Below are 24542 nucleotides of genomic sequence, written 5' to 3' on the forward strand. Positions count from 1 at the left end.
GGAGTGCTCCGATTCCGGATTTCGCAAGGGTCGTGCGGCGGTCTCCCGTGAGACCTCAACTCGCCGCACCAATTCGCCGCAACAATGGCCCCGTTCCGGCAACTGCGCTCAATATGCGCGCAGGCGTCGTAATCTACCCAATCAAGATCGCGACGTCAGCGCGCAATTTCGCATGACGTCGCTCTCAGCAATGCCTCAGGTTTCCTTGAAGCGATAGCCGACGCCGTACAGGGTCTCGATCATCTCGAACTCCTCGTCGACCATCTTGAACTTCTTGCGCAGCCGCTTGATGTGGCTGTCGATGGTGCGGTCGTCGACATAGACCTGGTCGTCATAGGCCGCGTCCATCAGCGCGTTGCGGCTCTTGACCACGCCCGGACGCTGCGCCAGCGCCTGCAGGATCAGGAATTCGGTGACGGTGAGCGTGACCGGCTCGTTCTTCCAGGTGCAGGTGTGCCGCTCCGGATCCATGCGCAGCAGGCCGCGATCCAGCGCCTTGGCGTCGTTCTCCTTCGGCAGCGCCGTCGGATCCTTCGGCTGCGAGCGGCGCAGCACGGCCTTGACGCGCTCGACCAGCAGGCGCTGCGAGAACGGTTTGCGGATGAAGTCGTCGGCGCCCATCTTCAGGCCGAACAGCTCGTCGATCTCCTCGTCCTTGGAGGTGAGGAAGATCACCGGCAGGTCGGACTTCTGCCGCAGGCGCCGCAGCGTCTCCATGCCGTCCATGCGCGGCATCTTGATGTCGAGGATGGCCAGGTCCGGCTGGCTGGTCCGGAAACCGTCCAGCGCCGATGCACCATCGGTATAGGTCATGATGCGATAGCCTTCGGCCTCGAGCGCGATCGAGACGGATGTCAGAATGTTGCGGTCGTCATCGACCAAGGCGATTGTGGGCATGAGCCTGCTTTCAGAGTCTGGTTACGCCGAGACTTCGAGAATCGAGATAAGGGCCGCGTATTTGGGCTTCGAACATGGTCAACGAGCAATGCAAGCTGGGCTGAAGTGTGACCGAGTTCCACAAATACCATGGCAAAGTCTTGTGCCATGCCCAAGTTTGTGGCCCGTTTAGCCGAAAAAAGGCCTTCATTGCAACCGGATGGACGAGGGAAAGACGATGTCCGAGAGCTTTAACCCTAACCGCGTGACCCGGTCCCTGCTGCGACGAAGCCGCCAAGGCGCGCTCGCGACCCTGATGGCGGGCTCCGGCGATCCATATTGCTCCCTCGTGAACGTCGCCACCGCCGCCGATGGTGCGCCGGTCATCCTGATTTCGCGATTGGCGGTGCATACGAAGAACATATTAGCAGATTCGCGCGTGTCGCTGATGCTCGATGAGCGCGCGCCCGGTGATCCGCTCGAAGGTGCCCGGATCATGCTGTCGGGCAAGGCCGAGCAGGCAACTGATGAGAACAGGGAAAGCCTGCGCCGTCGGTATCTCAATGCGCATCCGTCGGCGAGCGACTATGCCGATTTTGCCGACTTCTCGTTCTTCCTCATTCGTCTTTCCGGCACGCACCTCGTCGCGGGTTTCGGCCGTATCGTCGATCTCAAGCCGGAGCAGTTTCTCACGGATGTCTCCGATGCGGCTGAACTGCTCGCGGCCGAGCAGGGCGCCATCGAGCACATGAACGAGGACCATCGCGACGCGCTCGGCCTGTATGCGACGAAGCTGCTCGGCGCCGAGCCCGCTGAGTGGCGCTGCAGCGGCTGCGATCCCGACGGATTGGATCTGATGGCCGACGGCCGGACGCTACGGCTCGATTTTCCCGAGCGCGTCACCACGCCCGGAGGATTGCGCAAGATGCTGGTGCGGCTTGCTGATGAGGCGCGGGCGAAGGACTGATAGTTGCTTGGAAGGACTGATCGTTCGTTCGAAGGCTGATCATTAGTTCGAGCGTGCATTGGTCGAATCGCATCTGCGCGCCTCGCAAGCGGTGCGCTCCCTCTCCCCGTTCTTCACGGGGAGAGGGTTGGGGTGAGGGGCAGCCACACGGGGATTCTAAATAGCGATCGCGCTCAGACTGTATTTCGCAATGCCGTTGATATCTACCGAAGAGCCTTTGTCCATCATACCCACTCCAGCTGCGTGACCCCGCCAAACCCTTTCACCGAGACCTCCCGTGCGGTTGCCCCTCACCCCAGCCCTCTCCCCGTAAGAACGGGCAGAGGGAGCGCAGCGCCGCTGTGGCGGCGTCGGTTAGAACAGCCGACACCGATATTGGCGGCGATCGTATGCTCCTCTTTCCTGGGCATCTCCCCTTTGCGTCGAACGCAGACGCGTGGCGCCGCGACTAAGTCTCCGTGATGGGCGGAGGTCTGGCATGAGAGGCTGCAAACGCGTGGCGATCGCGGTCGGAGCGGTGCTGCTCGCAAGCGCGTCCGCCCCGCCAGCTCTCGCCCAGAAGACCGATCTCGCCGCCGAGAGCGGCCGGATCATCGCGCTCAGCCGCGCCGGCAAATACCGCGAGGCCTTGCCGCTGGCGCAGGCGATGGTGACGCGACTCGAGGCGACGTCGAACAAGCGCGATCTCGCGGCCGCCCTGACCAATCTCGGCCAGGCGCTGGCCTCGCTCGGTCGCGATGCCGAGGCGGAGCCGGTCTACAAGCGCGCGGTGGCGCTGTACGAGACGGCGCTGGGGCTCGACAGCGTCGAGATCGCGCCGGCGCTCAACAATCTCGCCGCGCTCTATCAACGCCAGCAGCGCTATGCCGAGGCCGAGCCGTTGTTCGTGCGCGCGCTCGCCATCCGCGAGAAGGCGCTCGGCCCCGGCCATCCCGATGTCGGCCAGGCGCTGAACAATCTCGCCACGCTGTACGAACGCCAGGATCGTCATGGCGATGCCGAGCCGCTGTTCAAGCGGGCGCTGGCGATCTATCGCAAGGTGGCTGGCAATGACAGCGCGCCGGTCGCGACGCTGCTCAACAATCTCGGCCAGCTCACCAAGAGCGACGGCCGCGACCGCGAGGCTGAGCCGCTGATCCGGCAATCCCTCGCCATCCGCGAAAAGCTGCTCGGCCCCGATCATCCCGATGTCGCGCGCTCGCTGAACAACCTCGCCGACCTGAAGCAGCGCCAGCAGCGCGCCGACGAGGCGGAGCCGTTGTTCGTCCGCGCGCTCGCGATCCGCGAACGCGCGCTGGGGCCCGATCATCCCGATGCGATCACCGCCTTGAACAATCTCGCCGGTCTCTACCAGGCCGCGGGGCCTCATTCCGATGCGCTGCCGCTGGTCGAGCGTCTCGTTCAGCGCGGGCAGGCGCAGCCGAAGGTCGCGCTCCCCGTGCTGTTTGCGGCCGGGCGCGACGGCCTGCTGCCGGCGCCGAGGGCGCTCGACGAGGCCGTCGACGTGATCCAGCGCGGCGCCCAGTCCCAGGCGGCGGCCGCCGTCGACAAGCTCGCGGTCAGGCTCGCGGCCGGCAATGATCGGCTGGCCGAACTGGTGCGCAAGGATCAGGATCTCACGGCTGAAACCGAGACGCTCGACAAGGCCATCATCGCCGCGGTATCGCGTCCCGCCGCGCAGCGCGATCGCGCCGCCGAGACCCGCGACAAGGCGCGGCTCGCAGCTGTCACCGCTGAGCGCACCGGCGTGCGCGCGACGCTGGCGCGGGAGTTTCCTGACTTTGCGGCGCTCGCGAATCCGCTCCCGCTTCGGCTCGGCGACATCCAGCCGCTGCTGGCCGAGGACGAGGCGCTGGTCGCATTCGGCCTCGCCGAGCGCACGGCCTTCGTGCTGGCGATCACCCGCGACAGCTTCGCGTGGAAGCCGATATCGCGTGATGCGGATACGCTGGCGCGGGACGTCATGCGCTTTCGCCGCGGCCTCGCTCCCACGGCCGCGACGTCCGACCGGTTCGACCTCGTCACGGCCCACGAGCTCTACCAGACGCTGCTGGGGCCGATCGACGCCGAGATCAAGGGCAAGCGCAGCCTGCTGATCGTGCCGTCAGGCGCACTGACGGCGTTGCCGTTCCACCTCCTGGTCACCGAGCCGCCGGCGCAAGCTATTCCGGATCGCGCGGCCGGCTACCGCGATGCGGCCTGGCTGTTGCGGCGTCATGCCGTTGCCGTGCTGCCGTCGATCGGCAGCCTGAAGACGCTGCGGGGCGCGGCGCAGACGCGGCGCGGCAGCCGGCCCATGATCGGCTTCGGCGATCCGGTGTTCGATCCTGGTCGCGCCGGCGCGCCGCCGCGGGCGGTCGACAAGCAGGCCGCGCGCAGCATCGCGACGTTGGCCTATACGGAGTTCTGGCGCGGCGCCGGCGTCGACCGCGCTCAGCTCGCGCGCGCCTTGCCGCAGCTTCCCGACACGGCCGACGAGCTCAAGGCGGTGGCGACCGATCTGGGCGTGGCCGCGGCCGATCTTCATCTCGGCAGCGATGCCAGCGAGACGACCGTGAAGCGGGCGCAGCTGTCGGATTTCCGCATCGTCTATTTCGCCACGCATGGTCTCGTCGCCGGCGACGTCAAGGGCATCGCCGAGCCGTCGCTGGCGCTCAGCCTGCCGTCCGCTCCGTCAGTGCTCGATGACGGGCTGCTGACGGCGAGCGAGGTCGCGCAGCTGAAGCTCAATGCCGATTTCGTCGTGCTGTCGGCCTGCAACACGATCGCGGGCGACAAGCCCGGCGCCGAGGCGCTATCGGGTCTCGCGCGGGCGTTCTTCTATGCCGGCGCGCGGGCGCTGCTGGTCACGCATTGGGCGGTCGATTCGGCGGCCGCGACACGGCTGATGACCGACACGTTCCACCGCCTCACGGAGCACCCGACAATGGGTCGCAGCGAAGCGCTGCGCCAGGCGATGCTCGCGCTGCTGGACGATCCATCTTCGTCCGGCGGCGCGGATCCTTCGGTTTGGGCGCCGTTCGTATTGCTCGGCGAAACCGAAACGCGCTGATATATCTGTTGCATTGCAGCATCCTGGGCAGCCGTGATGATTGCCAACTGAATGAGCACCGCACGACGAAAAATGAGCGACGTGCATCAGCTCGCAGCGATAACCAATTCGGCCGGATCGTCTTGGCAAGACCAGCGTTGATCAGTATTAGGTCGGCGACCGCGCTTGGTAAGGCGATGTAAACGGTAACGGTCACCGCGCAACGCGCCACGCATTTCGCGCGCGAGTGATGCGGGCTCTCAGGAGGGTTCTTCGTGCAAGAGACGGGTATTCGCAACGGCGCCTTCGGTGCCGACAAGTTCGGCTTAAAGAACCTCAAGCAGGTGCATTGGAATCTCGGCGCTCCCCAGCTCTATCAGTATTCGCTGGCGGCGGGCGAGGCGGTGCTGTCGGCTGATGGGGCGCTGTGCGCGGATACGGGCGAGTTCACCGGTCGCAGCCCGAAGGACAAGTTCACGGTCCGCGACGCATCGACCGAGAAGATGTGGTGGGCGGGCAACCAGGCGATCACGGCCGAGCAGTTCGAGGCGCTGTATCAGGACTTCCTCAAGCACGCCGAAGGCAAGAGCCTGTTCGCGCAGGACCTCTATGGTGGCGCCGATCCGGCGTTCCGCATCAAGACGCGCGTCTTCACCGAGCTCGCCTGGCACTCGCTGTTCATCCGCACGCTGCTGATCCGCCCGGAGACAATCGAGCTCGACACCTTCGTGCCGGAGCTCACCATCATCGACATGCCGAGCTTCCGCGCCGATCCGAAACGTCACGGCGTGCGCTCGCAGAACGTCGTGGCCATCGATTTCGCCCGCAAGATCGTCCTGATCGGCGGGTCTTATTATGCCGGCGAGATGAAGAAGAGCGTGTTCACGACGCTCAACTACTATCTGCCCGAGCGCGGCGTGATGCCGATGCACTGCTCGGCCAATGTCGGCCCGAACGGCGACACCGCGATCTTCTTCGGCCTGTCCGGCACCGGCAAGACGACGCTGTCGGCCGATCCGAACCGCACCCTGATCGGCGATGACGAGCATGGCTGGGGTCCGTCCGGCGTGTTCAACTTCGAGGGCGGCTGCTACGCCAAGTGCATCAAGCTCTCGCAGGAAGCCGAGCCGCAGATCTTCGCCGCGTCGACCCGCTTCGGCGCCGTGCTGGAGAACGTCGTGCTCGACGAGGACAGCCGCGTCCCGGATTTCGACGACGGCTCCAAGACCGAGAATACCCGCTCGGCCTATCCGCTCGACTACATCCCGAACGCCTCGCGCACCGGCCGCGCCCCGCATCCGAAGAACGTCGTGATGCTCGCCGCCGACGCATTCGGCGTGCTGCCGCCGATCGCAAAACTGTCGCCGGCGCAGGCGATGTATCACTTCCTGTCCGGCTACACCGCCAAGGTTGCCGGAACCGAGCGTGGCCTCGGCAACGAGCCGCAGCCGGAGTTCTCGACCTGCTTCGGCTCGCCGTTCCTGCCGCTCGATCCGTCGGTGTACGGCAACATGCTGCGGCAACTGATCGCCGACCACAATGTCGACTGCTGGCTGGTCAACACCGGCTGGACCGGCGGCAAGTACGGCACGGGCTCGCGCATGCCGATCAAGGTGACGCGCGCCCTGCTGACCGCGGCGCTCGACGGCTCGCTCCGTAATGTCGAATTCCGCACCGACAAATATTTCGGCTTCGCGGTGCCGACCGCCTTGCCGGGCGTGCCGAGCGAGATCCTCGATCCCGTCAACACCTGGAAGGACAAGGCCGAGTTCGACAAGACCGCCCGCGCTCTGGTCGGCATGTTCCAGAAGAACTTCGCCAAGTTCGAAGCCCAGGTCGACGCCGACGTCCGCGCCGCCGCGCCGGACGTGAAGCTCGCGGCCGAGTAAGTTCGCCAACGCTCGTCGGGTCAGCCGCGGCTCGCGGCTGGCCCGATTTTGCATTTAATAGGTCACTATGGCGGCGCTAGAGCAGATGGCTTTGCCCGAAAGGCCCGAGGTCGCGCCCCACCCACAGCCGTCGTCCCGGCGAACGCCCGGACCCAGAACCACAGGACGGCGTGGTGAGGCAGGCTGGGCGCTCCAGCCTTCGTCAAATTTGGAATGGTGTTTATGGGTCCCGGCTCAAGGCCGGGACGACGCCGGGGTGTGACGCAGCCGACTGCGCTTGCGCGTGAAAGGCGCGCGATCACCAGTGTGACCTCCCGCACGGAAGCCGGCGTTGGTGCCGCCTATCCTCCAATCATCGAACGGCAATGACGCCGGGATCGAATGATCAGAAGGGATACCCACCATGCTCCGCTCCATCCTCATCGCCTCCGCCGCTGTCCTGACGCTCGCCTCGTCGGGCGCGTATGCCGGCAATTCGTCCTCGATCGTGCAGAACGGCAATGGCAACGGTGCCGAGACCTTCCAGAAGGGCCGCAACAACGACAGCCAGATCATCCAGTACGGCAACGGCAACGGCGCCGGCGTGCATCAGATCGGCCGCAACAACAACGCCGGCATCGGCCAGAACGGCGACGGCAACTACGCCGGCGTGTGGCAGCGCCGCCGTTGATCGGTGAGTTGGAGCGGACGGAAGCGGGGGCCTGACACCCCGCTTCCGGTTCGCTGCCCTGATCTCGCTCTATCCGACGTGCTCTCCTCGTCGACCGTCCGCAAGAGTTGCCCAGCTCGTTGCGTGAGACCGATCCAGTCCGACGCGCCATCCGGACAAATCTGCAATTCTGAATTGACCAAGTTTCCGCGCATTCGCTGCGCCCTCTCCCCCGCGTGCGGGGGAGAGTAGGAGAGGGGGCGCCACGCGCACCGCCGCCGGAGCGGGCCCCCTCCCTAACCCTCCCCCGCAAGCGGGAGAGGGGACGTACCGACCGCGTGGTGACAGCGGGGCCAACCTTCAGCCCGTTCTATCGGCGACGGTCGATTCCGAGTTCAGGCAATCAAGCCACCGCGCCCACCGCCTTGCCCTCTCCCCCGCGTGCGGGGGAGAGTTGGAGAGGGGGCGCCATTTGCACCGCTGTTGGAGCGGCCCCCTCCCTAACCCTCCCCCCGCACGCGGGAGAGGGGACGCACCGCCCGCCGGGCGACAGCGGGGATAGCCCCATCCTTGAGTCCCGCGCGCCCCGCGAAAGATTTCAGTCCGTGTCACCTTGTTGCAACGGCCGCGGGCGCGCATTCGGTTAAGATACACGTCGCCGTGAGCGTCGTGGAGCTGGACTTCGCGGCCTCGTGACGTGCGCATCGGGCTTGATGCTCAAGGCAGGATGGGGCGGGGTGTCCATGAAGACGAAGCAGGCTTCGCTGGTCTCCGTGATCGGGACAGCCGCCGTGCTGCTGGCAGCGCCGGCCGCTGCGCAGGTTGGTTTCATCGATACCAACGGCAATGGCTTCCTGCCGCTGAACGGGCCGATCGTCCTCAACCAGGCGCTCCCGCCCGGGCAGAACATCGCGGGCATCGTCCAGCTGGCGCCGAACCCGCTGGCCACCGTCACGCAGAACGGCTTCTACAACCGCACCGCCATCATCCAGGTCGACGGCACCAACACCGCCAACATCACCCAGTTCGGCGACTTCAGCCACGCCTTCATCATCCAGGTCGGCCCGACCAACAACGCCGCCATCGCGCAGACCGGCAACAATGCGTCGGCGTTCGCCATCCAGCTAGCGGCCTCTCCGATCACCGCCCTGGGGACCGGCTATCTGCAGCGCGTGGCGGCGAATCTCCTGTTCGCGCCGGAAACGGCCGCGGCGCTTCCCACCATGGCCCAGCTCAGCGCGCAGGATTTCTCGCGGGACCTGCTGTCGCAGCTCGGCACCGGACGAGGCCAGGCGTGCATCGATCAGCCGCCGCCGGCCAGGGCGCCGCTGATCACCAAGGCCGTGCCGGCGGCGGTCGCGCCGCCGTGCAAGGTCGCCTTGTTCGTCCAAGGCAATTATCACCACGGCGACCACGCCGATGCGTTCGGTTCGACTGCCTACAGCTACGATTCCGGCGGCGTGCTGGCGGGCGCGAAGTTCTATCTGACGCCCGAGCTCGCGATGGGACCGACGGCCGGCTACACCCGGACCGCCGCCAGCTTCAAGCAGGGGCTCGGCTCCACAGATCTGGACTCGTACCATTTCGGCGGCTTCCTGGCCTACGACACCCGCTCATGGTTCGTTCACGCCATGGCCGCCTATGGCTGGAACGGCTACAACATCTCGCGCACCGGCTTTGCCGCGCCGATCACGCCGAAGACCAACGGGCAGAGCGCGGTCGCCGCGATCAAGGCGGCCTATCTGTTCGATCTCGGCATGGTGAAGGTCGGGCCGCTCGGCGGCTACACCTACTCGCAGAGCCATGTCAGCGACTATGCCGAAACCGGCGACCCCTTCCTGACGCAGACGGTCGGCAGCCAGTCGCTGCGATCGTCGGTCGTCAGCGGCGGTGTCCGCTTCGAGCCGGGCGTTGCGGCGTTCGGCCCGAAGACCACAGGCTACCTCGACGTGACCGTCGAGAAGAACCTCATCAACACCACGCGGGTGGTGCAGACGACGTTCACGCTGGCGCCGGGCGTGCCGGTGTTCACGCCGGTACGTCCGTTCGACGACACCTATGTCCGGATCGCCGGCGGCATCGGCTACGATCTCGCGGCCAATACGCGTCTCACCGTGTCCGCTGACGGCGTCGTCGCCGACCGCGGCACGCGGAGCGTCGGCGTCAACGCGGGCATCCGCTTCGGGTTCTGATTTTCCGCCGAATCGCGATCGGCGCATCCGACGGTCGCGCCTCACCTTCCGCCGTCGTCCCGGCGAACGCCGGGACCCAGAACCACAGACGGCGTGGTGAGGCAGGCGATCAGCTCCAGCCTTCGCCAAACCGGCAGCGGTGTTTATGGGTCCCGGCTCGAGGCCGGGACGACGCCGGAGTGTGGCGCAGCCAGCGGCGCATGCGAGTGAGCGACGCGCGATTGCGAGTGTGACCTCCCGCACGGAAGCGGACGTTGCGGTCGCCTATCCTCCCATCATCGAACGGCAATGACGCAGTTCGAATGATCAACAGGGATAACGACCATGCTCCGCTCCATCCTCCTCGCCTCCGCCGCCGTCCTGACGCTCGCTTCCTCGGGCGCCTATGCCGGCAACTCGTCCTCGATCGTGCAGAACGGCAACGGCAACGGCGCCGAGACCTTCCAGAAGGGCCGCAACAACGACAGCCAGATCATCCAGTACGGCAACGGCAACGGCGCCGGCGTGCATCAGATCGGCCGCAACAACAACGCCGGCATCGGCCAGAACGGCGACGGCAACTACGCGGGCGTGTGGCAGCGCCGCCGTTGATCGGCCAAACGGAGCGGAAGGACGCGTGCCGCCCCCTCGCCACGCGTCCTGTCCGCTGACCACCGCCGCCAACATCAAACCCAAGGAAACAGTCCGATGAGCAAGCTTCTTCTGATCGCTGGTGCCGCGCTGGCGCTGGTTTCCGCCCCGGCCTATGCCGGCGGCATCACCGCCTGCGTGCATGCCAAGACCCAGATCGGCAACGGCCTGAGCGACAGCGTCACTCAGAACTGCCAGTATAACATGAACGGCCAGATGCAGGCCGGCAACGGCAACACCGCCAGCGCCCGCCAGACCGGCATGAACAACAGCTCGAACTCGACGCAGCTCGGCAACGGCAACGCGACCCGCCTCGATCAGCGCGGCCGTGACAACAGCGCCGGCGCCATGCAGGTCGGCAACGCCAACCGCGTCAAGGTCCATCAATGGTAAGGGCCGCCGCTCGGCCTGACCTGCAACACAACGGCGATCGGGCGAGGCCTCGCCCGGTCGCATCACCGCCAAGGAGACGGACAGATGAAGCTGATCCCGCATAAGGCGCTGCTGCTCACCGCTGCTCTGGCCGGGCTCACCAGCCTGTCGGCGCAGGCCGAGACGACATCGATCACGAACGGCAGCAACGCGGCGACCGTGACCCAGAGCGGCGTGCCGGCCACCGACAAGAAGGTCGAGACGCGTCCGGGCTATACGAAGATCGAGCAGAGCAGCGGCGGCAATTCGGCGACGATCGTCCAGAAATCCGGACCTGCGACGTCCTCGACGACCGAAACCGACCCGGGCCACACCTCTGCGACGCCGACGCCTGATCCCGACGCTGCTGACGGTGACGACGACCGCAAGTCATCGATGACCGACTCGGATGTCTACCGGGAGGTGCGCAAGGGGGCCTCGCCGCAATCGCAGAAGACGCTCGACAACCTCATGAAGTCGATGGGCCTGCAGAAGAAGATGTAAGCCGCGTCGCTCGCGTCACGCCTTGAAATAGGCGATCTGCGTCGTGGTCGCGAGCAGCCGGCCCGACGGCGACCACAGTTCGCCATGCTGGTCCTGATAGCTCCGGTTGAACACCTTGGCGTCGGCGGTCGCCAGCACATGCGTGATGTCCTCGGCCGCGAGCTCCTCGCGGCTGACATGGAAGTAGGTCGTCAGCGACACCGTGCCGAACGGGATCAGCTCGCCGCGGACGTGGAAGGCGCGGCCGAAGAACGCATCCGACATCGACAGCAGCGACAGGCAATCCAGCTTGCGCGGCTTGCGATCGGAGATCCACAGCCGCGAATAGGCGCTGCGCGGTTCGTCGGAACGACTGCCGAAGTCCGGGCGTCCTTCCACGAAGCGGAAATCATATTGTCTGGTCCAGGACATCCCGGCATCGGGATAGCGCCTGACCTGATCGAACGCGGGCGCGTCCGGTTTGACGGCCGGCTGGTGCGACCAGGACGGCCGGCGCTCGGCAAAGACAGCAGTGGCCAGCGTCGCCGAATCGGCGTCGCCCTGGCTGAGCTCCACGCACCAATGCTGGGACGAGCGGTTGGCCTTGATCAGCCGCACGTCGAGATCGAACGGACCTTCCGCGATCGGCGCGCAATAGTTCACCGTCACGGCCAGCGGATCGCCGATGATTTGCGGATGCTCGATCAACGCGCGCAGCACGGTCGCGGCGGTGACTCCGCCGAACGGACCGACGAAGGCCCAGTAGTCCGGGCTGGTGCGGCCCTGCCAGCGGCTGTCGCCGGCGGTGACGCGGGTGGCCTCGTCGAACAGATGCGCTGTTGTCTCGGTCATGCGTTCCTCCTGGCGGCCATCGTATGATGGCCGTCAGGTGAAAAGCAATCGCAGGCGGACTCAATGACCTCACAGGTCATTGAGCAGCAGTGTCACGCCCGCTGCGCGTGCGGCAGCGCGGCCGCTGGCCCGACCGGCACGTTCCAGATGTCGTCGGCATATTCGCGGATGGTGCGGTCGGACGAGAACCACGCCATGCGCGCGACGTTGAGGATCGAGGCGCGGGTCCAGGCCGGCGTGGTCTGCCAGCGCGCGTCGACGCCGCGCTGCGCCTCGTAATAGGAGTCGAAATCCGCCGACACCATGTAGTGATCGAGATGGCGCAGCGCATGCGCGATCGGCTCGAACCGGCCGGGCTCGCCGGGCGAGAACAGGCTGGACGCGATCGCATCGATGGCACGACCGAGCCGCGGCGAACGCCGGATCACGTCGGTGGCATCCAGCCCCTGCTGGCGCCGGATCATGACGTCGGGCGCCTCCATGCCGAAGATCGCGATGTTGTCGGCGCCGACATTGTCGCGGATCTCGATATTGGCGCCGTCGAGCGTGCCGATGGTGATCGCGCCGTTCAGCGCCAGCTTCATGTTGCCGGTGCCGGACGCCTCCATGCCGGCGGTCGAGATCTGCTCGGACAGGTCAGCCGCGGGAATGATCGTTTCCGCCAGGCTGACATTGTAGTCGGCCATGAACACGACCTTGAGCTTGCCGGCGATCGCCGGGTCGCTGTTGACGACATCGGCGACGTCGTTGATCAGCTTGATGATCAGCTTGGCATAGCGGTAGCTCGCCGCCGCCTTGCCGGCGAAGATCTTGACCCGCGGCACCCAATCGCGTTGCGGATCGTCCTTGATGTCGAGATACAGCGCCACCGCCTCGAGGATGTTGAGGAGCTGCCGCTTGTATTCGTGGATGCGCTTGATCTGCACGTCGAACAGCGCGCCCGGATCGAGCCGGACGTTCATGCGCTCGGAGATGAGGCGCGCGAGCTGCACCTTGTTGTGGTGCTTCACCGCGCGGAACTTGTCATGAAAGCCGGAATCCGCGACGTAGCTCTCGAGGCTTGAGAGAAGCGTCGGATCGTCGATGATGGCGTCGCCGCAGGCCTCGCGCAGCAGGCCCGTCAGCTTCGGATTGGCGAGTGTCAGCCAGCGGCGGAAGGTGATGCCGTTGGTCTTGTTGGTGATGCGGCCGGAATAGAGATGGTTGAGATCGTGGAACACGGTCTCCTTCATCAGGTCCGAATGCATCGCCGAAACGCCATTGATGCGATGCGAGCCGACGAAGGCGAGCTGGCCCATGCGCACGCGGCGGCCGCTCTTCTCGTCGATCAAGGACACCGAGGCGCGATAGTCGATGTCGCCGGGCGCGCGCTGCTCGGCGAGCGCGAGATGCTGCGCATTGATGCGGTAGATGATCTCGAGATGCCGCGGCAGCAGCCGTTCGAACAATTCGACCGGCCAGGTCTCGAGCGCTTCGGGCAGCAGCGTGTGGTTGGTGTAGGACAGCGTCGCGACCGTGATCTTCCAGGCCTCGTCCCAGCGGAAATTGTGCAAGTCGACGAGAATCCGCATCAGCTCGGCGACCGCGAGCGAGGGATGCGTGTCGTTGAGCTGCACCGCGGCCTTCTGCGCGAGACTCCGCAACTGGCCGTCGGAGCCGAGATGGCGCTTGATGAGATCCTGCAGCGAGGCCGAGACGAAGAAATATTCCTGGCGCAGCCGCAGCTCGCGGCCGGCCGGGCTCTCGTCGTTCGGATACAGGAACTTGCAGATCGCCTCCGCGCGCGCTTCTTCCGCCGATGCGCCGAGATAGTCGCCGGAGTTGAACACGTCGAGCTTCAGCGGATCGGGCGAGCGCGCCGACCACAGCCGCAGCGCATTCACATGCTGGCCGCGCCAGCCGACGATCGGCGTGTCATAGGCGACCGCCTGAACGGTCTCGCCGGGATGCCAGATCGCGCGGTCGCGGCCCTTGTCGTCGACATGCTCGACGCCGCCGCCGAAATGGACGTGATAGACCACTTCGGGGCGCTGGAACTCCCAGGGATTGCCGAACGACAGCCAGACATCGGGATATTCGTGCTGCCAGCCGTCGACGATGACCTGGCGGAACAGGCCGAAATCATAGCGGATGCCGTAGCCGATCGCCGGGATCTGCAGGGTCGACATGCTCTCCATGAAGCACGCCGCGAGACGGCCGAGGCCGCCATTGCCGAGCGCGGCATCCGGCTCGCATTTGCGCAGGTCCTGCAGGCCGACGCCGAGATCGCCGAGCGCGGTCTCGAACACCTTCATCAGGCCCATATTGTTGAGCGCGTCGGTGAACAGACGGCCGATCAGGAATTCGAGGCTGAGATAATAGACCCGCTTGCGCCCGGCGTCGTAGCTCTCCTTGTCCGCCGTCAGCCAGCGATGCACGATGCGGTCGCGCAGGGTCAGCGCTGCGGCGTGATACCAGTCCTGCTGCGTCGCCTGGCTCGCCTCCTTGCCGATCGCGAGCCGAAGCTTCGCGAGGATGTCGCTCTTGATCTCGGCGACGGCCAATTCGTCGACGGGCTGGCCGGTGCTTACGAAGCTGCGCTGGGACGGCTGATCTGTCACCTTGAAACCTGTGATGCTACGAGGAACCGGTAAAAGCATACGATGGTTGCGCGCGGTCCGAAACCCGGGGAAAGGCTGGTCCGCACAGCAAGGTGATGGAAAAAGATGCAAGGTTCAGGCCGGAGTTCCGGCGAAGGAACGCGCCAGCCTCCTGCAGGTGCGAGAAGAGGATCGCCGAATTCTCCTCATCGTCATCCCGGCGAAAGCCGGGATCCAGACTCACCGGCCAAAGATGAGGCCCGACAAGTCGCTCCAATCCGGGTTATCCTTTTCAATCAGCTCGACCTTCCAATCGCGATGCCAGTTCTTCAGCTGCTTCTCGCGTGCGATAGCCTCCAGCGGGCACGCGAAGCGCTCGACGTGGACGAGCCGAAAAACCCTGTACCTGCTGACGAACTTTGAGCCCCGCCCGGCACGATGGTCTTCCAGACGCTTCCTGACATCACTGGTTACGCCGATATACAGCGTGCCGTGATGCCCGCTGGCAAGAATGTAGACCGTCCATGCGGCTTGTGCGCTCATCGGTCCGTGCCAACCAATTGGCTTCGGTGGCTATGGGTCCCGGCTTGGAGGCCGGGGACGACGATAATTGACTTTCTTTTCCCGTCAGAACAAATTAAGAACAATTTAGCAAGCGATCGTTATCCCTGTTGCGATTCGATCCGCCCACATCCGGCATCAGAGCATCTCGCGAGGACACCATGTCCACCGTCGCCTTCGATCCCCTGGCCCTCACCCGCATTGCCGATTTCGCGCGCACGCTTTCGCGGCTGCACAAGACCGCGCGGCGGCGTGCCGTCGATGACGACCAGATCGACCGCGAGTTCAACGCGGTCTGCATGTCGGTCTGGGGCTACACCACCGACGACATTTCCGACGATTTGTTTTCCGCCACCGACCACACCTTCCTCGACGGTCTCGACGAGGCGCGGGCGCGCATCTTCGCCGCCGAGCAGGGCTACGACCTGGTCGACGACGAGGGCATGCTGAGCGACTGGTGGGGCTTCTGCTGGATGATCCTGGCCGAGAAGCGCGGCCTGCTGACGCCCGACAACCGCGCCGCCGCGCGGGCGGCGATCGAGGAGAAATATCTCGAGGCGCCGAACGTCATCGGCGTGATCGTGGGACGCTAGCCCAGTTCTCCGTCATTGCGAGCGCAGCGAAGCAATCCAGGGTGGTGTGCGGGACTCTGGATTGCTTCGCTGCGCTCGCAATGACGGGGGGCGAGACCTCAATTCACATCCGCCCGCTTGGCGCGGCCCGTCGGCTGCTTCGGCGCGATGCTCATCGGCGGCGCGACGCTGACATTCTCGATCGGGGTTTCCGGCGGCGGCACCGCAGCCATGGCATCGGCGGCCAGCATCTCGGCGCGCACCGGCGCGACCTTCAGCTCGCCGAGCCGCGCACGCGTGTCGGCGTTCAACCCGGGATAGGACGCGACCGGCTTGAAGTCGGCCGGCTGGCCGCCGCTGCCGCGCGTGCCGGAATAGGCGACCAGCCCGTCGCTGGTCGCGACGACATCACCGGGCCGCAGCGACGTATCCAGCGACAGGTCGACCGGCGCGAGCCCGGCGGGATCGCGGCCATTGCAGGTGCAGTCGGCGCGCAGCGCCTGGCGATAGGCGAACGCCGTCTCGCTGTCGGCATAGCGCTCGCCATTGGCCGCCGTGGCATAGTCGATGTTGGAGCCGTAGTAGATCTTGGTCGGGCTCGCCGGGCAGAACGCCTGGCACATCTGGGCCGGCGAGGCGAGGCCGCGGGTCAGCGGGAAATAGCGCCCGTCGCAGGTGCGCACGCAGAACGCGGCGCCCGATCCGGTCGCGACGCGCGGCTGCGGTGAGGCTTGCGGATTGCTCCCGAACGGATCGGCGAAGAAGCCGCCTTGCGCCGCGGGCCGCTGGGTCTGCGGCTTGTTGAAGCCGCCGAACAGGAAATCGAACAGGCCCTGGGCCGATGCCATCGGCGGCGCCAGCGCGACGGCCGTGACGAGGCCGATGGTGGTTGCGACCGCCACGCGGCGGGATCTCCGCCGAAACGACAACACGCTACGCAACGCCCGCTCCATTCTCACCGCAATGTCCGTCCGGCCGCGGCAAATCCGCGCCGATCATGCGCGAACAGGCCGACCATGCCCACGGCATGGCGCCATCAGCTTTGCGGTAACCTTAACGGGCGTTGGTAAATGAGCGGTGTGCGCGGGTGATCAAATGCGCCTTGCGAGTGCAGTCTCAGAGGAACTCGCGCGCCTTGTAGAGCGCGCGGAACGGCAGGCCGACGGCGGCGAACGCCTCCGCGGCGCCTTCTTCGCGGTCGACCATCGTGAACACCAGCGACACCTCGGCGCCGGCCTCGCGCAGGGTCTCGACCGCCTTCATCGCCGAGCCGCCGGTGGTGGTGACGTCCTCGACCACGACGATGCGTTTGCCGGCCAGGGTCTCGTCCCGGGTGAGGCCCTCGATCGCCAGCTTGGCGCCGTGCTCCTTCGGTTTCTTGCGGACGAAGAAGGCGGCGATCGGATGGCCCTTGATCCAGGAGATCTGCGCGATCGCGCCGGCCAGCGGCACCGCGCCCATCTCCAGCCCGCCGATATAGTCGAAGCCTTCGTCCTTCAGCGCCTCATAGGTCAGCTCGGCGAGCAAAGTCGCGCCCTCCGGGTCCATCATCGTCGGCTTCAGGTTGAAATAGAAATCGCTCTTGCGGCCGGACGCCAGCGTGACCTCGCCCCGGCCGAACGAACGCCTGCGGATGATCTCGAGGAGGCGGGCGCGGGAGGCGGATTTGGACACGGCGTTTTCCCTTGAGGGTCTTGTCTTGAGTGGATTCTCGGGTGGCGCAATCTATCGGGCCCGGGCGGCTGAGGCCAGCCGTCAGGATGTCCCATCAACAACGGTACGTTTGGAGGCTCGTGCAGTTTCGAGCTAATGGAAAGCCCGCCGCCCACGCAAGGATAATCGGCAAGGACCATCGGCAAGGACCATCAGAAGGACGCCCCATGACGATCGAGCTGCACACCTGGAACACCCCCAACGGCCGCAAGATCTCGGTGGCGCTGGAGGAGATGGGCCTGCCCTATCGCGTCATTCCGGTCGACATCACCAAGGGCGCCCAGATGGCGCCGGCCTTCCTCGCCATCAGCCCGAACAACAAGATCCCGGCGATCGTCGATCCCGAGGGCCCGGAGGGCAAGCCGGTCAGCGTGTTCGAATCCGGCGCTATCCTGCTGTATCTCGCCGAGAAGACCGGCCAGTTCCTGCCGAAGTCCCTCGCCGAGCGCGTCCCGGTGTATGAATGGCTGATGTGGCAGATGGGCGGCTTCGGCCCGATGCCCGGCCAGGTCCACCATTTCATCGCGCTCGAGAACGAGCAGGACCGCGCCTACGGCCTGAAGCGCTACATGGCCGAGACCATCAGGCTCTACGGCGTGCTCGACCGCCGCCTGGCGCAGCACGCATTCGTGGCAGGCCCGCTCTCGATCGCCGATTTCGCCATTCTCGGCTGGGCCTGGCGCCACCCCCGCCACAAGGTCGACCTCGCCGACTTCCCCCACGTCAAGCGCTGGTACGACACCCTGATGGCCCGCCCCGCCGTGAAGCGCGGCATGGAGGCGAAGCTGGATTGAGCGAAAGGCGCGGTGCGGCGTTCGCTGCCAGACCCTCTCCATGAACACGCGGCTGATGACCAACGTGCGGCGCCGATCTCGGAAGCCGACCCTCATGGTGAGGAGCGACGCGCCCATTCTGTCATTCGAGGCAAGGCCGCCGCTCGCGGCGCGTCTCGAACCATGAGGCCCCGCCGGTGGCCTCGCCCTTCGAGACGACCGCCCTTGGGGCGGTCTCCTCAGGGTGAGGGTTGAGAGGGGCCCACAAGCCGGAAGGGTCGCTGGTTCGCTGGCGAGAATCGCTACCCCCGCCGCGCCTCCAGCGCCATGCGCACCGCGAGCCCGGCGAGCACCGTGCCCATCAGATAGCGCTGCACCAGCGCCCAGGTCGGCCGTGTCGCCAGGAACAGCGCGATCGATCCCGCGGCCATTGCGATGACAGCGTTGATGCTGACGCTGATCATGATCTGGATCGCGCCGAGCACCACCGACTGCGTCAGCACGCTGCCCGCGGCGGGGTCGATGAATTGCGGCAGCAGCGCCAGGTACAGCATCGCGATCTTCGGATTCAAAAGATTGGTGACGAGCCCCATCAGGAACAGCCTGCGCGGGCTGTCGATGGCGAGCTTCTTCACCTGGAACGGCGAGCGTCCGCCCGGCTTCACCGCCTGCCACGCAAGGTACAGCAGATAGGCGGCGCCGGCGAGACGCAGCGCGTCATAGGCGAAGGGCACGGCGAACAGCAGCGCGGTGATGCCGAACGCCGCGGCCAGCATGTAGACCAGGAAGCCCACGGCCACGCCGCCGAGCGAGACCAGGCCGGCGGCGTGGCCCTGCGTGATCGAGCGCGAGATCAGATAGATCATGTTCGGCCCGGGCGTCAGCACCATGCCGAGCGAGACCAGGGCAAAGGCGAGCAGGGATGACGTGTGCGGCATGACCGGTCCGACGAGGAGAATTGCCGATCGATGCTTAGCGCAGCCGATCGCTCACCGTCATCCGATCAATTGCACCGAGAGCAATCAGCCGGCCGCCGGCGGCGCGGCGTTGAATTCGGGCATGCTGCGGCGGACACGGTCGAACACGCCGGCGATGCTCAGCACCAGCATCACCAGCAGCAGCGCCGCGGCCAGAGGGAGGCTGTGCGTGATCATCGCGAGCAAACAGGCTCCGAGTGCGATCACCAGGCCGATCTCCAGCGGCGCAATTGGCGCGCCGGCCTCGCTCCGCGCCTTCCAATGGATCGCGATCCCGGCAGCCACCATCGGCATGTCGTAGATCATCGCATAGGGCGTGACGACGATGCTGCCGACCGCGACCAGCGCGATCGCCTGATCCGTCATGCCGCGGCGGCAGGCCTTCCACACCAGCGCGACCACGGAGCAGGACAGCATCAGCTGGATCATGAGGCCAACGGTGGGCGGCGCGCCGAGCGTGTGCAGGCCGGCGATGACCGTCGGCATCATGTGATCGAGGCTGGCCTGGTTGGCCCCGAGCTGCGCCTGGTAGTCCGGAAATCTCGCGATCCATTGCAGCCAGATCCAGGGATCGAGCGCAGCGCTGGTGACGATCACGACGATCATCGTCGTGATGATCGCAGACAGGATGGCGCGCCAATTGCGCGAGGCCAGCAGCACGACCGGCATCAGCAGCACGAATTGCGGCTTGTAGGCGAGCAGGCCGAGCAGGCCGCCTGCGACGACGGGATGGCTCGCGAGCAGCCGCAAGCCGCCGATCATCAGCGCCGCCGACAAAAAGCCGTTCTGGCCGGTGATCGCGTTGATCAAGCTCGTCGGCGCCGCGAGCAGCGCGAGGCCGCCCAGCGAGCGCCAGTCACGGCCCAGCGTTGCGAGGCCATAGAGCGCGAACGTGATCGAAATCCAGCAGACATAGGCGACGGGCAATGCCAGCAGGCCGAGCGGGATCATCACCAGCAGGAAGGTCGGCGGATAGGGATAGGGGAAGCCGCCGCCGCCGAGCGTGGGATCGAGCGTCTGCTGGTAGTTGGCGAGCGCGATGGGATCGTAGATGCCAGCGCCTGCGAGTGCCGCGTATTTGCCGAACGACCACAGTCCGAAGAAGTCGCCGAACGGCGGCTGGGGCGACGACAGTGCCCAGCTGACGAGATAGGCGCCGTTGTAGAGCGCAAGCGCGGCCAGCGCGATCAGGATCGCGCGCCGGTCGCGCGTCGCGGGGTGAGCTGCGGATGCGATCGCGGTCATGGAGCTGTGCGGGGACGAGGTGTTCGGCGGCATCGGCATGATCGCGGCATGAATGGGCGGCCCACGTGATCGCTCGCGCGCGGTGCCCCTCGAAGTCTGGCCGAACACGGCTGCATGCCGCGTTACCACCGGTCCGGATGATCAGGCGACGATGCCATCGTGCCTAACGACAGGTAAAGCGGCCGCGGGCCGCGCGGCTCTCGATCGGTCGGCCATGCCCGCACGAGACGACGCCATCCGTCATCCCTCGAAAATTTAGATTGCTATTTTTCAGAAATCATGCTCTACTCCGCGCATCCCGTCCTCATGCAGAGGGGCGTACGCGTCGTCACGATACGTTGAGGCGGGGAGCGGTGGCCGCGGGTCTGTCGGGTGCTGATGCGCTGGACGATTGGCATGCTCGCGGACGTTCAAGCCGTGTGGTCCTGGCGCCCCGATGCTGGCGCCAAGCCGGTCGTGACATGATCAGTGACATGACGTGTCGCGAGGGCGACGGGGGCAAGAAAGCCCGGTCCCCGGGGAGAGCACGGAGCAGCCGTTAAACCCATCGCGCAGGGAGGGCCGGGTCTGTCCGGCTGAACCTGTGGTACCTGCCGCCTGCATTTTTTTTCGCAGGCGGGCCGCAGGCCTCAGCCGAGGCCTGGCTCTCCCTGCGCCCTTTGCATTGTCGGCAAGGGCGGACTGATCGCAAACCTCGGGCACGACATGCCGCGAGACAGCGAAGCCGTGCCCTTCATGTCCTCAGCTGTTTGAACCGTGAATGCGCCTGCACCCCAGCCGTCGTCCCGGACAAGCCGTGACGCGCATCAGCGCGGAACGGCGCCGATCCGGGACCCATACTCCGCGGCGGTCGTGTTGGGCAGAAGGCCAATGACCAGCGTGCCTCGAACCGCTCCCTGGGGGTATGGGTCCCGGCTCGAGGCCGGGACGACGGAAGTGGTTGGCGATGCGATCGGGCCTCGACCAAATGTCAACAACGTCGGAAGGAGTAGGGCGATCAGCTCAATGCGCCTCGTCCCAATTGTCAGCCGCCCGCGCGTCGACGTGCAGCGGCACCGACAGCAGGACGGCGGGGAAGGGGGCGTCCTGCATCACGTGCTGCACCACAGGCAAGGTCGCGGCGACCTCGTCCTCCGGGACCTCGAAGATCAGTTCGTCGTGCACCTGCAGCAGCATCTGAGCCGACAGCTTCTTCGCGGCCAGCGCGTCCTCGACCCGCGTCATGGCGCGGCGGATGATGTCGGCCGCCGTGCCCTGCAGCCGCGCGTTGATCGCGGCGCGCTCGTTGAAGGCGCGCACCGAGGCGTTGGACGCCTTGATCTCCGGATAGTGGCACTTGCGGCCGAACAGCGTGACGACATAGCCGTTCTTGCGGCAGAACTCGCGGGTCTCGTCCATGTAGGCGCGGATGCCGGGGAAGCGCTCGAAATAGCGCTTGATGTAGGCCGACGCCTCCTCGCGCGGGATGCCGAGCTGATTGGCGAGGCCGAATGCCGAGATGCCGTAGATGATGCCGAAATTGATCGCCTTGGCACGGCGGCGCACCTCGCTCGGCATGTCCTTGATCGGCACACCGAACATTTCCGACGCCGTCATCGCGTGAATGTCGAGCCCGTCCTTGAACGCCTGCTTCAGCACCGGAATGTCGGCGATCTCCGCCAGCAGCCGCAGCTCGATCTGCGAATAGTCCGCCGACACCAGCTTGTGGCCGGGCGTGGCGATGAAGGCGCGGCGGATCTTGCGGCCGTCCTCGGTGCGCACCGGAATGTTCTGCAAATTCGGCTCGTTCGACGACAGCCGGCCGGTGGTGGTCGCCGCCAGCGCGTAGGTGGTGTGCACGCGGTGCGTCTGCGGATTGACATAGGTCGGCAGCGCGTCGGTGTAGGTCGATTTCAGCTTCGAGACTTGGCGCCATTCCAGGATTTTTCGCGCGAAATCGTTGCCCTGCTCGGCGAGGTCGTCGAGGATCGAGGCGGAGGTCGACCACGCCCCGGTCTTGGTTTTGGTGCCGCCCGACAGGCCCATCTTGCCGAACAGGATGTCGCCGATCTGCTTGGGGCTGCCGACATTGATCGGCTCGCCGGCGAGCTCCTGCAGCTCGGCCTCGACGCGCGCCGCCGTCTGGGCGAAATCGCCGGACAGACGCGACAGCACCTGGCGGTCGATCGAGATGCCGCGCCGCTCCATGCGCGCGAGTACCGAGACCAGCGGCCGCTCCAAGGTCTCGTAGACCGCGGTCATGCGCTCGGCGACGAGCCGTGGCTTCAACACGCGCCAGACGCGATGGATGACGTCGGCCGCTTCGGCCGCGTGCGCGGTCGCGCGGTCGATCGCGACCTGCTCGAAGGTCAGCTTGTTCTTGCCGCTGCCGATCAGCTCGCTCTCGCTGAGCAAGGCATGGGCGAGCACGTGCTCGGCCAGCGAGTCCAGCTTGTGCGAGCCGCGCCCGGCGTCGAGCGCGTAGCTCATCAGCAGGATGTCGTCGACGTTCTGCAGCGTGACGCCATGCTGCGCCAGCAGTACGGCGGTGAACTTGATGTTGTAGCCGATCTTCAAGAGTCCCGCGGATTCCAGCACCGGCTTCAGCGCGGCCAGTGCGTCGCTCTCCTTGATCTGGTCCGGCGCCAGCCCGGCGTCGAACAGGCCGCCGCCGTCGCCGGACTGGCGATGCGCCAGCGGGATGTAGCAGGCCTCGCCCGGCGCCAGCGCCAGCGACAGGCCACACAGGTTCGCCTGCATGGGATCGATCGAGCTCGCTTTGACCTCGATGGTGATCCGGCCGAAATCATGCGCGCGTGCCAACCAGGCATTCAGCTCGGGCAGCGTCCGCAGCGTCTGATACTTGTCCCGATCGATCCGCGCGCTCTTCGCCGCCTCAGCTCTCGACTCTGCCAGTGCAGCCGGCGTGCCCTTGCTCATCGCGGACTTGTCCGTCCGCGGATCACCACTCTTGGGGCTCCCTCCCCCCTTGTGGGGGAGGGTTGGGGAGGGGGGTGCTCCGGAGGGACCGCCCGTGGGGGACCCCCCTCCCGGACCCTCCCCCACAAGGGGGGAGGGAACGGAGAGAGCAGTGCCCGCCTTACTCTTGAAATTCTCGTCCGCCGTCACGTCAGCCGGATCGATCTGCGAATACTCCGCGACGCGCCGCGTCAGCGTCGAGAACTCCATCGCCTTCAGGAACGCGATCAGTTTGCGCGGATCGGGCTCGTGCACCGCGAGCTCGTCGAGCGGCACCTCGAGGTCGACCTTGTCGTCGAGCAGCACCAGCTGGCGCGAGATCCGCGCCTTCTCGGCATTCTCGATCAGCGCCTCGCGTCGCTTCGGCTGCTTGATCTCGCTTGCGCGCGTCAGCAGGCTTTCGAGATCACCATAGTCGTTGATCAGCTGCGCCGCGGTCTTGATGCCGATGCCGGGCACGCCCGGCACGTTGTCGGTGGAATCGCCGGCCAGCGCCTGCACCTCGACGACCTTCTCCGGCGGCACGCCGAATTTCTCGACCACCTCGGCGGTGCCGATGCGACGGTCCTTCATGGTGTCGTACATCGTGACGCAGTCGTTGACGAGCTGCATCAGGTCCTTGTCGGACGACACGATCGTGGTGGTGGCGCCGCGCTCGCAGGCGAGCCGCGCATAGGTCGCGATCAGGTCGTCGGCCTCATAGCCGGCCTGCTCCAGGCAGGGCAGGTCGAAGGCATGCACGGCCTCGCGGATCAGCGCGAATTGCGGGATCAGGTCATCAGGCGCCGGCGGCCGGTGCGCCTTGTAGTCGGCATAGATCTTGTTGCGGAACGTGACCTCGGACTTGTCGAACACGATCGCCAGATGCGTCGGCCGGTCGGTCTCGGGCATGTCGCGCAAGAGCTTCCACAGCATGTTGCAGAAGCCGAGCACGGCATTGACCTGCAGCCCGTCGGACTTGCGGTTGAGCGGCGGCAGCGCGTGATAGGCGCGGAAGATGTAGGACGAGCCGTCGACCAGGAACACATGATCGCCTTTGGCCGCGCTCTTGACAGCGGCAGGCGCGGGGGTGGCGGACGTGACGGCGGCTTTCTGGGGAGCTTTGGGCATGGCCGCAATGTAGGGAATTTGGCGGGGATTGACACCCTGGGAACGGCAGATTCCGGCGCGTTCCCCACGCAAAT

19 protein-coding genes are annotated in these 24542 nt (G+C 66.0%); 10 read left to right on the plus strand and 9 right to left on the minus strand.

From position 1 onward, the window contains the following. Window positions 1-195 precede the first annotated feature (195 nt). Complete coding sequence (locus ACQR1Y_RS22410; protein ID WP_006611449.1) at window positions 196-897, minus strand: response regulator transcription factor; 702 nt, start codon at window positions 895-897, stop codon at window positions 196-198. Window positions 898-1114: 217 nt separating this feature from the next. Between ACQR1Y_RS22410 and ACQR1Y_RS22415 the strand changes: the two genes are divergently transcribed. From ACQR1Y_RS22415 to ACQR1Y_RS22450, 8 genes are all read left to right on the plus strand, one after another. Next, window positions 1115-1843: a HugZ family protein gene (locus ACQR1Y_RS22415; protein WP_434877989.1), complete on the plus strand. Its 729-nt coding sequence runs from the start codon at window positions 1115-1117 to the stop codon at window positions 1841-1843. Window positions 1844-2321: 478 nt separating this feature from the next. Continuing rightward, window positions 2322-4895, plus strand: coding sequence for a CHAT domain-containing tetratricopeptide repeat protein (locus ACQR1Y_RS22420; RefSeq protein WP_434877988.1), 2574 nt, complete (start codon window positions 2322-2324; stop codon window positions 4893-4895). 254 nt (window positions 4896-5149) lie between these two features. Next, a complete protein-coding gene (locus ACQR1Y_RS22425) occupies window positions 5150-6763 on the plus strand; it encodes a phosphoenolpyruvate carboxykinase (protein WP_434877987.1) in 1614 nt (537 codons plus the stop codon). 403 nt (window positions 6764-7166) lie between these two features. Further along, the gene (locus ACQR1Y_RS22430; protein WP_434860615.1) at window positions 7167-7433 is read left to right on the plus strand and encodes a hypothetical protein; all 267 of its coding nucleotides are present in this window, start codon (window positions 7167-7169) and stop codon (window positions 7431-7433) included. Between the two features lie 722 nt (window positions 7434-8155). Further along, window positions 8156-9604: an autotransporter domain-containing protein gene (locus ACQR1Y_RS22435; RefSeq protein WP_434878093.1), complete on the plus strand. Its 1449-nt coding sequence runs from the start codon at window positions 8156-8158 to the stop codon at window positions 9602-9604. A gap of 324 nt (window positions 9605-9928) precedes the next feature. Continuing rightward, window positions 9929-10195: a hypothetical protein gene (locus ACQR1Y_RS22440; RefSeq protein WP_434877986.1), complete on the plus strand. Its 267-nt coding sequence runs from the start codon at window positions 9929-9931 to the stop codon at window positions 10193-10195. A 96-nt stretch (window positions 10196-10291) separates the two neighbouring features. Next, window positions 10292-10627 (plus strand): hypothetical protein, encoded by a 336-nt coding sequence (locus ACQR1Y_RS22445; protein WP_434862202.1) that lies wholly within the window; start codon window positions 10292-10294, stop codon window positions 10625-10627. 84 nt (window positions 10628-10711) lie between these two features. After that, window positions 10712-11149, plus strand: a complete 438-nt coding sequence (locus ACQR1Y_RS22450) for a hypothetical protein (RefSeq protein ID WP_434877985.1) — start codon at window positions 10712-10714, stop codon at window positions 11147-11149. A 15-nt stretch (window positions 11150-11164) separates the two neighbouring features. On the opposite strand, the gene ACQR1Y_RS22455 is transcribed toward ACQR1Y_RS22450, so the two are convergent. The 3 genes from ACQR1Y_RS22455 to ACQR1Y_RS22465 all read right to left on the minus strand — a co-directional run bounded on the left by ACQR1Y_RS22455 (window position 11165) and on the right by ACQR1Y_RS22465 (window position 15102). Next, window positions 11165-11980, minus strand: coding sequence for an acyl-CoA thioesterase (locus ACQR1Y_RS22455; protein WP_434877984.1), 816 nt, complete (start codon window positions 11978-11980; stop codon window positions 11165-11167). Between the two features lie 92 nt (window positions 11981-12072). After that, window positions 12073-14580, minus strand: coding sequence for a glycogen/starch/alpha-glucan phosphorylase (locus tag ACQR1Y_RS22460; protein WP_434877983.1), 2508 nt, complete (start codon window positions 14578-14580; stop codon window positions 12073-12075). A gap of 219 nt (window positions 14581-14799) precedes the next feature. After that, complete coding sequence (locus ACQR1Y_RS22465; protein WP_434877982.1) at window positions 14800-15102, minus strand: GIY-YIG nuclease family protein; 303 nt, start codon at window positions 15100-15102, stop codon at window positions 14800-14802. A gap of 179 nt (window positions 15103-15281) precedes the next feature. Here ACQR1Y_RS22465 and ACQR1Y_RS22470 point away from each other — a divergent pair, with 179 nt between their 5' ends. Then, window positions 15282-15713, plus strand: a complete 432-nt coding sequence (locus tag ACQR1Y_RS22470; protein WP_434862207.1) for a hypothetical protein — start codon at window positions 15282-15284, stop codon at window positions 15711-15713. Between the two features lie 98 nt (window positions 15714-15811). Here ACQR1Y_RS22470 and ACQR1Y_RS22475 read toward each other — a convergent pair whose 3' ends face one another. Then, entirely contained in the window at window positions 15812-16633 is an 822-nt protein-coding gene (locus ACQR1Y_RS22475) for a DUF2865 domain-containing protein (RefSeq protein ID WP_434877981.1), read from the minus strand. Window positions 16634-16808: 175 nt separating this feature from the next. Then, window positions 16809-17366 carry an orotate phosphoribosyltransferase gene (gene pyrE / locus ACQR1Y_RS22480; RefSeq protein WP_434877980.1) on the minus strand — a complete coding sequence of 186 codons (558 nt, stop codon included), beginning with the start codon at window positions 17364-17366 and terminating at the stop codon, window positions 16809-16811. 206 nt (window positions 17367-17572) lie between these two features. Here pyrE and ACQR1Y_RS22485 point away from each other — a divergent pair, with 206 nt between their 5' ends. Beyond that, the gene (locus tag ACQR1Y_RS22485) at window positions 17573-18199 is read left to right on the plus strand and encodes a glutathione S-transferase family protein (protein ID WP_434877979.1); all 627 of its coding nucleotides are present in this window, start codon (window positions 17573-17575) and stop codon (window positions 18197-18199) included. A 281-nt stretch (window positions 18200-18480) separates the two neighbouring features. On the opposite strand, the gene ACQR1Y_RS22490 is transcribed toward ACQR1Y_RS22485, so the two are convergent. The 3 genes from ACQR1Y_RS22490 to polA all read right to left on the minus strand — a co-directional run bounded on the left by ACQR1Y_RS22490 (window position 18481) and on the right by polA (window position 24468). Next, window positions 18481-19116 (minus strand): LysE family translocator, encoded by a 636-nt coding sequence (locus ACQR1Y_RS22490; RefSeq protein WP_434877978.1) that lies wholly within the window; start codon window positions 19114-19116, stop codon window positions 18481-18483. Window positions 19117-19200: 84 nt separating this feature from the next. Further along, the gene (locus tag ACQR1Y_RS22495; RefSeq protein WP_434877977.1) at window positions 19201-20400 is read right to left on the minus strand and encodes a glycosyltransferase family 87 protein; all 1200 of its coding nucleotides are present in this window, start codon (window positions 20398-20400) and stop codon (window positions 19201-19203) included. Between the two features lie 1002 nt (window positions 20401-21402). Next, window positions 21403-24468: a DNA polymerase I gene (gene polA, locus ACQR1Y_RS22500; protein WP_434877976.1), complete on the minus strand. Its 3066-nt coding sequence runs from the start codon at window positions 24466-24468 to the stop codon at window positions 21403-21405. Window positions 24469-24542: the final 74 nt, after the last annotated feature.

This window comes from Bradyrhizobium sp. HKCCYLRH3099, assembly GCF_051167855.1.
Classification (GTDB): Bacteria; Pseudomonadota; Alphaproteobacteria; order Rhizobiales; family Xanthobacteraceae; genus Bradyrhizobium.